At 64.8% G+C, this 12,258-nt stretch carries 8 protein-coding genes and 1 tRNA gene; 4 read left to right on the top strand and 5 right to left on the bottom strand.

Annotated features, from left to right (window positions below):
• The first annotated feature begins 70 nt into the window (after nucleotides 1-70).
• On the top strand, nucleotides 71-1,141 hold the full coding sequence (locus ACI3EV_RS06975) for a 3-deoxy-7-phosphoheptulonate synthase (protein ID WP_337691250.1): 1,071 nt from the start codon (nucleotides 71-73) through the stop codon (nucleotides 1,139-1,141).
• A gap of 47 nt (nucleotides 1,142-1,188) precedes the next feature.
• Entirely contained in the window at nucleotides 1,189-1,314 is a 126-nt protein-coding gene (locus tag ACI3EV_RS06980; protein WP_337691252.1) for a type II toxin-antitoxin system HicB family antitoxin, read from the top strand.
• Between the two features lie 31 nt (nucleotides 1,315-1,345).
• On the opposite strand, the gene ACI3EV_RS06985 is transcribed toward ACI3EV_RS06980, so the two are convergent.
• Nucleotides 1,346-1,430 (bottom strand) — tRNA-Leu (locus tag ACI3EV_RS06985).
• A 378-nt stretch (nucleotides 1,431-1,808) separates the two neighbouring features.
• On the opposite strand from ACI3EV_RS06985, the gene ACI3EV_RS06990 reads away from it, so the two are divergent.
• Nucleotides 1,809-2,546 carry a zinc permease gene (locus tag ACI3EV_RS06990; protein WP_337691254.1) on the top strand — a complete coding sequence of 246 codons (738 nt, stop codon included), beginning with the start codon at nucleotides 1,809-1,811 and terminating at the stop codon, nucleotides 2,544-2,546.
• A 78-nt stretch (nucleotides 2,547-2,624) separates the two neighbouring features.
• Here ACI3EV_RS06990 and ACI3EV_RS06995 read toward each other — a convergent pair whose 3' ends face one another.
• From ACI3EV_RS06995 to smc, 4 genes are all read right to left on the bottom strand, one after another.
• On the bottom strand, nucleotides 2,625-4,136 hold the full coding sequence (locus tag ACI3EV_RS06995) for a CHAD domain-containing protein (RefSeq protein WP_337691256.1): 1,512 nt from the start codon (nucleotides 4,134-4,136) through the stop codon (nucleotides 2,625-2,627).
• A gap of 89 nt (nucleotides 4,137-4,225) precedes the next feature.
• Nucleotides 4,226-6,325, bottom strand: coding sequence for an NAD-dependent DNA ligase LigA (gene ligA, locus ACI3EV_RS07000; protein WP_337691258.1), 2,100 nt, complete (start codon nucleotides 6,323-6,325; stop codon nucleotides 4,226-4,228).
• Nucleotides 6,322-7,419 (bottom strand): cell division protein FtsZ, encoded by a 1,098-nt coding sequence (locus ACI3EV_RS07005; RefSeq protein ID WP_329771538.1) that lies wholly within the window; start codon nucleotides 7,417-7,419, stop codon nucleotides 6,322-6,324. Before ACI3EV_RS07005 ends, ligA begins: the two co-directional genes overlap by 4 nt.
• Nucleotides 7,420-7,451: 32 nt before the next feature.
• Nucleotides 7,452-10,979: a chromosome segregation protein SMC gene (gene smc, locus ACI3EV_RS07010; protein ID WP_337691260.1), complete on the bottom strand. Its 3,528-nt coding sequence runs from the start codon at nucleotides 10,977-10,979 to the stop codon at nucleotides 7,452-7,454.
• Nucleotides 10,980-11,380: 401 nt separating this feature from the next.
• Here smc and dapD point away from each other — a divergent pair, with 401 nt between their 5' ends.
• A complete protein-coding gene (gene dapD, locus ACI3EV_RS07015) occupies nucleotides 11,381-12,205 on the top strand; it encodes a 2,3,4,5-tetrahydropyridine-2,6-dicarboxylate N-succinyltransferase (protein ID WP_329771540.1) in 825 nt (274 codons plus the stop codon).
• Nucleotides 12,206-12,258: the final 53 nt, after the last annotated feature.

Genomic DNA, 12,258 nt, shown 5'->3' on the forward strand with positions numbered 1-12,258 from the left:
TGCACACATATGCCATCGGGCATGACTACAATGCGGCGAGACCCACACTATAGCTACGGATAGAGACGACATGACCCAGACCACCCACGACACCACCCGTATTGACGATACCCGCATGCGCGCCGTGCGCCCGCTGCTGACGCCGGCGCTGCTGCAGGAAAGCCTGCCGGTGAGCGACCTGCTGATCGACCGCGTGGAGCAGCAGCGCCAGGCCATCAGCGATGTGCTGCACGGCCGCGATGACCGTCTGATCGTGGTGGTGGGCCCCTGCTCCATCCATGACCATGACCAGGCGATCGAGTACGCGCAGCGCCTGCTGCCGCTGGCGCAGGAGCTGTCAGAAGACCTGCTGGTGGTGATGCGCGTGTATTTCGAAAAGCCGCGCACCACGGTGGGCTGGAAAGGCTATATCAACGATCCGCACCTGGACGGCACGTTTGCCATGAACGAAGGCCTGGAGCGCGCGCGCCGCCTGCTGCTGGAGATCGTGGAGCTGGGCCTGCCGGCCGGCACCGAGTTCCTGGACCTGCTGAGCCCGCAGTTCATCAGCGACCTGATCGCCTGGGGCGCGATTGGCGCGCGCACCACGGAAAGCCAGAGCCACCGCCAGCTGGCCTCGGGCCTGAGCTGCCCGGTGGGCTTCAAGAATGGCACCGACGGCGGCGTGAAGGTGGCAGTGGACGCCATCGTCTCGGCGCAATCGCCGCATGCCTTCATGGGCATGACCAAGATGGGCCAGGCAGCGATTTTCGAGACGCGCGGCAATGACGACTGCCACGTGATCCTGCGCGGTGGCAAGACGCCCAACTACGATGCCGCCCATGTGCAGGCCGCCTGCGAAACGCTGGAAGCCAGCAAGCTGCGCCCGCAGGTGATGATCGACCTGTCGCACGCCAACAGCAGCAAGCAGCACCAGCGCCAGATCGATGTCGCCTCCGACGTGGCCAGCCAGATCGCTGGCGGCGACGCCCGCATTACCGGCGTGATGATCGAAAGCCATCTGGAAGAAGGCCGTCAGGATCTGGGCCAGGGCGAGCTGAAGCGTGGCGTGTCTATTACGGATGCGTGCATCAGTTTTGCGCAGACGGAGCCGGTGTTGCGCGAGTTGGCAACTGCGGTGCGCAAACGTCGCGCTGGCTGAGTACGGAGGGCGGGCATATTATTCGGGTTTTGAACCCGGAGCCTGCCATGCGGTATCCCGTTTATGTGTATCCCGGAAATGCTGCCACAGCGTGGGCGGTAGTGTTTCCGGATTTTCCGGGGTGTCATGCGGCTTGTGACACTTTGGAAGGTTCTTGGTCGATATCGACCTGAGCCAATCTTGCAGATGACAATCAAGCCAATATGGTGCCTGGGACGGGAATCGAACCCGTAAAGCTTGCGCCGAGGGATTTTAAGTCCCTTGTGTCTACCAATTCCACCACCCAGGCTACAGAGGGGCTGATTCTACCTCATGGTGTTTCGGTGCGTAATTCATGTGTAGATCAGGCCATATCACCCTACCCTCCAGTCGTAGCCAACATTGTGAGTGGCCGGACAACACAAGCCGCGATCCCGTTAAATTGTTCCCGGGAATCGCAATGGAACAGGCGCCAGGCTTGAAGTGTGGCGACCTGCGTTCCCCTGCAAGGCGTAAAATTTCTGCGCTGCTGGTTCGGCAACGCAGAAGCGAGCCGCGAAATTGCCGGGTGTTACCGCAATGTTTGAGGTACGCCAAGGGACCAGAAGCAGATGGTGCTCGAGCCCTATTTGCACCCGTCCCGGGCGCCATGTGTTGACGCAGGGGTGTTTTTCACCGAGCAACAGGCATGTCCACCTCCCCCTTCCTCCTGATGGCCATTCCCGCCGTGGTCGCCCTGGTGGGCGGTTTGCTGGCTGCCGTCTGGTCGCCAGGCCATCAGACCCGCAGCATGATCCAGCACTTTGCCGCAGGCGTGGTGCTGGCGGCCCTGGCGGTGGAACTGCTACCCGAAATCGCGCGTGAACACCCGCAACCCTGGCACATCATTGCCGCTTTTGCGGCTGGCAGCCTGTTCATGTACGGCCTCAAGCTGTGGAGCCTGCGGCTGGAACATGCTGCCGAGCAACGCGCCAAACTGACTGGGTGCGTGGCCGCTGCCAGCTCCGCCGGCCTGCTGCTGGCCACCTTCATCGATGTGGCTGTCGATGGCTTCATCATCGGCGCCGGATTTGCCGCAGGCGGTGAAACCGGCATGATCCTGGCGCTGGGCCTGTCGGTGGAACTGCTGTTCCTCGGCCTGGCGCTAGCATCGGACCAGATCCGTGGCTGGAAAATCGTGGCCGTCTCCGGCGCCCTGGGCCTGACGGTGCTCGGCTGCGCCCTGGCCGGCAGCCTGCTGCTGGCACAGGCCTCGCACGACACCATTGGCACCGTGCTCTCCTTCAGCGCCGCCGCCCTGCTCTATCTGGTCACCGAAGAGCTGCTGATGGAAGCGCACGAAGTAGAAGAAAAATCCTACTTCACGCTGATCCTGTTTGGCGGCTTCCTGACCTTCTGGTGCATCCAGCTGCTGGGGCAAGGCTGACGCCCCTGCAAAGACAGGCATGCCCGGCCAGCCATCCGGCTGCCGGGCATCGGGAATCAGGCGTGGCAGCTGCCAGACTTACCAGTACGGCTTGGCCGAGCGCATTTCCTGCAGCGCCGGCATGATTTCCTCTACCGCCAGATAGCCGATGTGTTCTTCCCAGCCAGCGGCGGCGCCAGCAGCAAAGGCCACCGCCGGCTGCTGCACCGCCAGTTGCTGCAGCAGTTCGCGGCTGACCACGGCATCGTTCATCAGGCCCAGCGCTTCCTGCACGTCGCGGTAGGAACCCAGGAACTTCTTCACGCGCGCCTGCGGGTACAGGCTGGAGAAGAACTCGGCACTGTAGCGCAGCTTCTTCACGTGCTTGCGCAGCGTATGGCGCTCGGGCTCGTCCAGCTTTTCCCAGCGCTTGGCAAACTTCTCGACCGACGCCAAGCGCTTGTCCAGCGCGGCATGGGCAAAATCCTTCAGCGCCACGCCATCGGCAGCGGAGTCTTCCGGATGGTCCACATGCAGCCAGGCCAGCAGGTGCAGCAGCAGCGTGCCAATGCGTGGCGAATGCATCGCCGTGCGCACTTTCTGGATCAGCTCCTCACGCTGTTGCAACAAGGCCTGCTGCACCACATGCAGCGGAATCTTGCCCTCAAAAGCCGGCTCGATGCGGGCCAGCGTCTCGTGCACCAGCACGTCACGGTCGCGCACGTCACCCAGCATCTGCGCCAGCGCCTGCAGGCCGTTTTCGAGGCGGTTCCAGGTGGCATCGTCCGGCAGCGCGGCAAACGCCTTGTTGGCCGAGCGCATGCGGCGGATTGCCACGCGCGCCTGGTGGATGAACTCCATGTCATCCCCCTGGCCGACCCAAGGCAGGTTCGCCTGCAGGTGGCGCAGGCATTCCATCTTGATCAGGCGGCGTGCCTCGATCGGGCTCATGTCGGGCGTCAATTCGGGCAGCTTGGCGCCTTCCGGCTTGATCGGCGTCTGCGTGAACAGGCGCGCACCGCGTTCGGCCTTGCTGCGCGGCTGCGGCAGCAGCGGAAAGGTCTTGGCCAGCGTCAGCGCCACGGCAAACATGGCTTCGAGCTTGCCCTGCTTGAGCTCGACCTCGACCTCGTTCACCACCGCACTGCGGTCATCGCAGGACACATGGCCAACATCCAGGCAGACCTCGACAATATTGCCCTGCTTGTCCTCGATTTCCCACAGCGTGCGTTGCACGCGCGTGGTAAACGCCGGCTGCAGGCGCGTGGCGATCTTGTCATCGCACAGAAAGTTGCGCGCATCCAGATCGGCAATATTGGCCAGCTCCAGCGCCGGGCCGTGCGTGATGTGCTCGAATTCGGCGCGCGCGTTCAGGCCTGCACCCGCGGACTGGCCATACTTGACCGTCTGGATCCACTGGTTGCCCTTCTGGCGCAGGCGCAGGCCCATGTCGCGGCGCTGCAGGTCCATATTGGGCGTGTCGTAATAGATGCTCAGCAGGTCCTGCTGCACCGGCTTGCCGGCGGCGGGCAGCAACTTGGACAGTTTCTGGATAAAAGCCGAGTTCAGCTCTGCCGGCAGCGCCAGACACAGTTCGATTTCCTGATCCATGGCGATTCCCTTTCTCCTGTCACGATTTTTTAATGCAAAGGGCTAGGCTATCACGAAAGCCCCCGCGCATTGTGACAATGGGAATCAGCTCAGCCCTGTTGCGCCAGCAGATCCAGCATGCCCTGCTGGTCCAGCACCGTGATCCCGAGCGATTGCGCCTTTTCCAGCTTGCTGCCAGCTTCGGCACCGGCGACCAGGTAATCGGTCTTCTTGCTCACGCTGCCGGTGACCTTGGCGCCGGCGGCTTCCAGCAGTTCTTTGGCCTCGTCACGGCCCATGTCGGGCAGCGTGCCAGTCAGCACAAAGATCTTGCCGGCCAGCGGGCTGGCGCTTTCCAGGGCAGCAGCCTGGCCTTCCGATTCCGGCCAGTGCAGGCCCAGCGCACGCAGGCGCTCCAGCACCTCACGGTTGTGCGGTTCGGCCATGAAGCGCAGCAGGCTGTCGGCCACCACCGGGCCGACATCAGGCACCTGCAGCAGCGCGGCCTCATCGGCCTGCAGCAAGGCATCAAGGCTGCCAAAGTGGCACGCCAGATCCTTGGCCGTGGTTTCGCCCACATGGCGTATGCCCAGGCCGTAGACAAAGCGTGCCAGCGTGGTCGACTTGCTCTTGTCCAGCGCATCCAGCAGGTTTTGCGCGGATTTTTCGCCCATGCGGTCCAACCCGGACAGGGTCTCCAGTTGCAGCGTGTACAAATCGGGCAGGCTGCGGATGATCTCGCCGTCCACCAGCTGCTCCACCAGCTTGTCACCCAGGCCCTCGATGTCCAGCGCGCGGCGCTGGGCAAAGTGCAACACGGCCTGCTTGCGCTGCGCGCTGCAATAGATGCCGGCGGTGCAGCGGGTATCGACCTCGCCTTTTTCCCGTGCCACGGCACTGCCGCAGACCGGGCAGGCATCGGGCATGGCAAACGGCACCGTGCCTTCAGGGCGCTGCTCAAGCACCACCGATACCACTTCGGGGATCACGTCGCCGGCACGGCGCACCACCACGGTATCGCCAATGCGCACATCCTTGCGGTTCGCCTCTTCCTGGTTGTGCAGCGTGGCATTGGTCACGGTCACGCCACCCACAAACACCGGCTCCAGCTTGGCCACCGGTGTGAGCTTGCCGGTACGGCCGACCTGCACGTCGATGCCGCGCACCACGGTCAGCATTTCCTGCGCCGGGTACTTGTGCGCCACCGCCCAGCGCGGCTCGCGGCTGACAAAGCCGAGCTGGCGCTGCAGCGCGATGCGGTTGACCTTGTAGACCACGCCATCGATATCGAAGGGCAGCTGGTCACGCCGTTCGGCAATCTGCTGGTGAAAGGCAATCAGGCCTTGCGGGCCCTGGCTCACCACGCGTTCTTTCGACACCGGCAGGCCGAAGGCGTCGAGTGCATCCAGCACGCCGCTGTGGCTGTCGGGCATGGCGTCCCAGCCCTGTACCTCGCCCCAGGCGTAGGCATAGAAACTCAGCGGGCGCTGCACCGTGATGGCCGGATCGAGCTGGCGCAGCGAACCGGCGGCGGCGTTGCGCGGGTTGACAAAGGTTTTTTCGTTCTTCGCGCCCTGGGCAATCTTGTCGCGCTGGCGCTCGTTCAGTGCCTCGAAGGCATCGCGCCGCATATAGACCTCGCCGCGCACTTCCAGCACGGCCGGCAGCGCGTCGCCACGCAGGCGCAGCGGAATCTGCCGAATCGTGCGCACGTTTTGCGTGATGTCCTCGCCGCGCTCACCATCGCCGCGCGTGGCAGCCTGCACCAGCACGCCCTGCTCGTAGCGCAGGTTCACGGCCAGACCGTCAAACTTGAGCTCGGCGGCATATTCGATCGGCGGTTCTTCCGGCGTCAGGCCCAGCTCCTTGCGCACGCGCGTGTCGAAGGTGATCACGCCGCTGGCCTCGGTATCGGTCTCGGTGCGGATCGACAGCATCGGCACCGCATGCCGCACCGTGGCAAAGCCCGGCAGCAGCTGGCCCAGCACGCGCTGCGTCGGTGAATCGGCGGTCAGCAGTTCCGGGTGCTGCTGCTCCAGCGCCTGCAGCTCCTGGAACAGCCGGTCGTATTCGGCATCGGGCAGCTCGGGCGCGTCCAGCGTGTAGTAGAGGTAGGCGTTGTGGTGCAGCTGCGCCCGCAGCACGGCGGCACGTTCACGCGCCGGCTGCAGCGGATCGGGCTGCGCGGCAAACAGGTCAGGCGTGCTCATGAGAACAGTCGGCGCGCCAGGTCCGAACCGGCCGGGAAGCCGCGCTCGTCCAGCTCCTGGTACAGGCCTTCCAGTTCCTGCGCGATCTTCTCCATCGATTCCGGCATGATGCGGATGCCATTGCCATCGGTGACGTTGCCGCCCATCTCTTCGGCCAGCTGCAGCGCGATTTCGCACATGCGCGCAAACGGGCGCTCCTCGGCTGGCACATGCGTGACTTCCAGGCCCAGCAGCGCCTCGTAGATGGCGGATTGCTCCAGGTCTTCGGCCAGCGCCGCCTGGGTGTCGTATTCCAGGCTCAGCAGTGGCGCCGCACCTTCGGTGCCGGACGGCAGCACCAAGCGGCCCGGCAGTGCCCCCGGCACGAATCCGAGGCGCGCCACGGTCTGCTGCAGGTAGCCGATGCTCCAGGCAGCCTGGCGTGCGCGCAGCACGAAGTGCAGGCGGGCATCGTGGCTGGCCGCAAACTGGTCCAGTTCACGCGCCCGGTGCACCTCGTTGCGCATGTCGGGGATGCGCGCCGAGCCGTTGATGGCATCGGCAAAATCCTGCGCCTTCAGTGTGAACTCGGAAAAACCGATGTCGTTCAGCGCGCCGCTGCGGTTGGCCAGCTGCACGCCGGCCTGGAAGCCGTCATACAGATGGCCGGGCTGCGGGTATTCCCAGTCGCCGGAATCCTTCAGGCGGCCTTCCACGGCAAATGGCTTGTTGTCCACGCGGCGCGTGGCTGGCAAGGCTGCCAAAGCGGCATCGCCCGAGACCAGCGCGCCTTCATCGAGCAGGATCGGCGCCAGCGCGTCCAGCAGCGGATCCAGCATCAGGCGGCGCTCCTGGTGCACCGGCACCTGCAGCGTGATAGGCGTGGCAGTCTCGTCCATCGCGGCGGCAGTGGCTTCATCCAGCAACGGCTCCTGGCGCTCGGCTTCGCCGGGCACGATGGCGCCGGCATCGGCGGTTTCATGCAGCGGCGTGGCGGTTTCGGGCTCGGCCTGGCGCGGCTGCGCCTTGCGCGCCTGCAGGGCGTTGTGCAGCACCAAGCCTGCCAGCACCACGCCACCTGCCGCTGCCAGACCGATTTGTAGGGAGTAACTCATGGGATTTCCGTATGACTTGGCCGTATCTTAGGTCAAACCGGCCCGGAATCGGCCATGGTAACGGCGGATTCCATATCGACGGCCACGATGCGCGAGACGCCCTGCTCCTGCATCGTCACGCCAATCAGCTGTCGGGCCATTTCCATGGCGATCTTGTTGTGGCTGATGAACAGGAACTGCGTCTCCGCGCTCATGCGCGTCACCAGCCTGGCATAGCGTTCGGTGTTGGCATCGTCCAGCGGCGCGTCCACCTCGTCCAGCAGGCAGAACGGTGCCGGGTTGAGCTGGAAAATCGCAAACACCAGCGCGATTGCCGTCAGCGCCTTCTCGCCACCAGACAGCAGGTGAATCGTCTGGTTCTTCTTGCCCGGCGGCTGCGCCATCACCTGCACGCCGGAATCGAGGATTTCATCGCCGGTCATGATCAGCTTCGCCTGGCCGCCGCCAAACAGCTCGGGGAACATGCGGCCAAAGTGCTCATTCACGGTCTCAAAGGTCGATCCCAGCAGCTCACGCGTTTCGCCATCAATCTTGCGGATCGCGTCTTCCAGCGTGGTGATGGCGTCGAGCAGGTCGGCTGATTGCGCATCCAGGAAGGTCTTGCGCTCGCGTGCGCTGATCAGTTCGTCCATGGCGGCCAGGTTGACCGCACCCAGGGCGGCAATCTCGCGCTGGATACGGTCGATCTCGCCCTGCAGGCCCTGCAGCTTCACGCCTTCTGCCTCGATGCCTTGCGCGATCGCGGCTTCGTCGGCCTCGGCTTCCTGCAGCGACTGGCTGAACTGTTCCACGCCGATGCGCGCGGCCTGCTCCTTCAGCTGCAGCTCGGTGATGCGCTGGCGCAGCGGATCCAGCTCGCGCTCCAGCGTCAGGCGGCGCTCGTCGCTGGCGCGCAGCCTGGCGCTCAGGTCTTCGTACTGGCTGCGGCGCGCGGCCAGATCCAGCTCACGCTCGGCCTTGCGCTCCAGCGCATCCTGCAGGCCGTCCTGAGCCTGGTCGGCGGTCATGGCTTGCAAATCCTGCTGCGCCTGTTCGATTTGCGCCTGCAGGGAATGCGCCTGCTGGCTGGCCGTAGCCAGGGTACGCTGCAATTCGCCGGCGCGTGATTGCAGGCTGCGGCGCGCAAACACCGCTTCCTGCGCCGCACGCTCCAGGCTGCGCTGCTGTTCGCGGCTGTCCGACAGCTTGCGCTCGGCGGCCATCACCTGGTCCTCGGACTGGGCGTGGCGCTCCTGCACATCGGCCAGCTGCATGTCCAGCTCTTCAAAGCGGCCTTCGGCGGTGGCGCGGCGGATCTGCAGCTCTTCCAGCAAGGCATCGATTTCTTCCAGATCAGCGCCAATCTGTTCGCTGCGGGCGCGCATCTGCTCGGATTGCTGCTGCAGGCGCAAGTGCTCCACCTGCAGCGCATGGTGTGCCGATTGTGCTTGCGCTGCCTCACGGCGCACGCTGACCAGACGCTGGCTGGCATCGCCATAGCCGGCATCGGCACGCGACAGTGCCAGCCGTGCTTCTTCGTGGATCAGCTGCTGCGCACGCAAGGCTTTTTCCAGGTTCTCGATCTCTTGGGCGCGCGCCAGCAGGCCGGCCTGTTCGCTGTCCTGGGCGTAAAAATCCACGCTGTGGGCGCTCACCACATGGCCGGCGCGCACCACGATCAGTTCGCCGGCAACCAGCTGATCGCGCTGGATCAGCGCTTCATCCAGCGTGCTGGCGACGTAACAGCCGTGCAGCCACTCGGCCAGCAAGCCCTGCAGGCCGGCATCGTGCACGCGCACCAGATCGATCAGTGCCGGCAGCGCCACGGCACCGGCTGCGGCGGTCCTGGCCGCCTGCGGCAGGCTATAGAAGCTCAGCTTGGCTGGCGGTGCATCGCTGGCAAATGCACGGATGCTGTCCAGCCGCGAGACTTCCAGCGCGCCCATGCGCTCGCGCAGCACGGCTTCGATGGCGTTTTCCCAGCCCGATTCGACCTGCAGCCGCGACCACAGGCGTTGCATGCCGTCCAGCCCATGCTTGTGCAGCCAGGGCGCGAGCTTGCCGTCGGTCTTCAGTTTTTCCTGCAGCGCCTTGAGCGCTTCCAGCCTGGCGGTCAGGTCGGCCAGCTTGCCCGATTCGGCGTTCAGGCCCTGCTGTGCGCTGCGACGCTGCTCATCCAGCTGCGGCACCTGGTCCTGCAGTTCAGCCAATTGCGCCTGTACCAGTTCCAGCTGTTCGCCGCTGCTGGCGAGCTGGGTGTCCATCTGCAGCAGGCGCGCTTCTTCGGGCGCAGCCAGCGCCTTGCGGTCGCCCAGCAGGCGCTCGCGGCGCTGGTTCTGCTGGCGCAGCTGTTCCTCGATGCTGCGCTGCTCGGCCGCCAGCACCTGGATCTGCTGCTGCACCTGGCTAACGCTGGCACGCAGTTCGTTGCTGCGCTGCTGGCTGTGGCGCAAGCCCTCTTGCAGCGCCGGCAGCTGCATCGCCTGCTCTTCCACCTGCGCTTGCAGGATCGCCTCGCGCTCTTCCGATTCCATGTCCTGCGCCGCCAGCCCTTCCTGCTCGGCCTCGGCCTCCAGGCGGCGCTCGTCCCAGTGCGCGATCTGTTCTTGCAGCTGCTGCAGGCGCAGTTCGGCACGCTGGCGGTTTTCCGTCACGAAGCGGATCTCGGCTTCAAGCTTGCCGACTTCAGCCGTGGCCTCATAGAGCTTGCCCTGCGCCAGGTTGACCTGGTCGCCGGCAGCATAGTGCGCCTGGCGGATGCTTTCCAGCCCGGCTTCGGTGCTGCGCACCTCGGCCATGCGCTCTTCCAGCGCATTGCGGGCGGCATCTGCTTCGGCCTGCACCTTGCCTTGGTCGGCCGCCGCGCTGGCGCGTTTCAGGTACCACATCTGGTGCAGCCGGCGCGTGCCGGCCGCCTGTAGCTGGTGGTATTGCTCGGCCACCGCAGCCTGCTTTTCCAGCCGGCTCAGGTTGCTGTCCAGCTCGCGCAGGATGTCTTCCACGCGCGTCAGGTTTTCGCGTGTGTCGTTCAGGCGGTTTTCCGTTTCGCGACGGCGTTCCTTGTACTTGCTGACGCCAGCCGCCTCTTCCAGGAACAGGCGCAATTCCTCGGGGCGGCTTTCGATGATGCGGCTGATCGTGCCCTGGCCGATGATGGCGTAGGCACGCGGCCCCAGGCCGGTACCCAGGAACACGTCCTGCACATCACGGCGGCGCACCGGCTGGTTGTTGATGAAGTAGCTGCTGCCGCCCTCGCGCGTCAGCACGCGCTTGACCGCGATCTCGGTGAACTGGCCCCACTGGCCGCCGGCGCGGTGATCGGCGTTGTCAAACACCAGTTCCACCGAGGAACGCGATGCCGGCTTGCGCGTGGTCGTGCCGTTGAAGATCACGTCCTGCATCGACTCGCCACGCAACTCGCTGGCCTTGCTCTCGCCCAGCACCCAGCGCACCGCATCCATGATGTTAGACTTGCCGCAGCCATTGGGGCCTACCACGCCCACCAGCTGCCCGGGCAGCTCGAAATGGGTCGGTTCGGCAAAGGACTTGAAGCCGGAAAGTTTGATCGAATTCAGTCGCACGTGGTCAAGCGCAAAGCCCGCGTACCCTGTTGCGTCAGGCACCCGGGCTCTTACAATACAGAGTCAGAAAAAAACGCATCATACCTGTTCCCCCCGCCGTCTGACGCGGCGGGCTGCCCGCTGCGCCACCATGAAGTCCCGCCCACGACTGCTGCAAGCCTGTCCCACCGCGCATCTGCGCTTCGCGGGTCTAGATGGCACATTTGCCCTTGCAGGCAGCGGCTCACCAGAACTCCCGGTATCCCGTTTCCGCCAGCAGATTTGCTGTCTATCCCGCCGCACGCCGCGCAGTGGCCTGCTACAGGCACGCACCGCACCCTGCCCGAAGGCGCCACAGCGTCTCCGTACCCTTCTCCAGGGACACCATCCCTGATTTTTCTCCATCCTGACAGGAACTCCCCATGACGACCCAACTGCAGTCCATTATCGAAAACGCCTGGGAAAGCCGCGCCGACATCAACTTCTCCTCCGCCCCGAAAGACATCGTTGACGCGGTGGAGCATGTACTGGCAGAGCTGGACCACGGCAGGCTCCGCGTAGCCACGCGCGAGGATGTCGGCAAATGGACGGTGCACCAGTGGATCAAGAAGGCCGTGCTGCTGAGCTTTCGCCTGCAGGACAATGTGCTGATGCGTTCCGGCGACCTCGCCTTTTACGACAAGGTGCCAACCAAATTCGGCAGCATGACGGACGAGCAGATCCGGGCCAGCGGCGTGCGCGTGGTGCCGCCGGCGGTGGCGCGCCGTGGCAGCTACATTGCGCCAGGCGCCATCCTGATGCCCTCCTACGTCAACATCGGTGCCTATGTCGATGCCGATTCCATGGTCGATACCTGGGCCACCGTCGGCAGCTGCGCCCAGGTCGGCAAGCATGTGCACCTGAGCGGCGGCGTCGGTCTGGGTGGCGTGCTGGAGCCGCTGCAGGCCGGCCCGACCATCATCGAGGACAACTGTTTCATCGGCGCGCGTTCCGAAATCGTCGAAGGCGTGATCGTGGAAGAAAACTCCGTGATCAGCATGGGCGTGTATATTGGCCAGAGTACGCCGATCTACGACCGCGCCACTGGCGAGATCAGCTATGGCCGCGTGCCGGCCGGCTCGGTGGTGATCAGCGGTTCGCTGCCCAAGGATGGCGGCCGCTACAGCCTGTATGCGGCCGTCATCGTCAAGCGCGTGGACGCCCAGACCCGCTCCAAGACCAGCCTGAACGATCTGCTGCGCGATTGACAAGCCCCTAAAATCGCTGCGGGCGTGCCGGCCAGACCGTGCACGCCCCTGTT

Source organism: Allobrachymonas wangyanguii (assembly GCF_045055315.1).
GTDB lineage: Bacteria > Pseudomonadota > Gammaproteobacteria > Burkholderiales > Burkholderiaceae_C > Brachymonas > Brachymonas wangyanguii.

Coding starts and splice junctions, on each gene's coding strand:
- ACI3EV_RS06975 (WP_337691250.1), top strand. CDS start 71: ATGACCCAGACCACCCACGACACCACCCGTATTGACGATACCCGCATG.
- ACI3EV_RS06980 (WP_337691252.1), top strand. CDS start 1,189: ATGCGGTATCCCGTTTATGTGTATCCCGGAAATGCTGCCACAGCGTGG.
- ACI3EV_RS06990 (WP_337691254.1), top strand. CDS start 1,809: ATGTCCACCTCCCCCTTCCTCCTGATGGCCATTCCCGCCGTGGTCGCC.
- ACI3EV_RS06995 (WP_337691256.1), bottom strand. CDS start 4,136: ATGGATCAGGAAATCGAACTGTGTCTGGCGCTGCCGGCAGAGCTGAAC.
- ligA (WP_337691258.1), bottom strand. CDS start 6,325: ATGAGCACGCCTGACCTGTTTGCCGCGCAGCCCGATCCGCTGCAGCCG.
- ACI3EV_RS07005 (WP_329771538.1), bottom strand. CDS start 7,419: ATGAGTTACTCCCTACAAATCGGTCTGGCAGCGGCAGGTGGCGTGGTG.
- dapD (WP_329771540.1), top strand. CDS start 11,381: ATGACGACCCAACTGCAGTCCATTATCGAAAACGCCTGGGAAAGCCGC.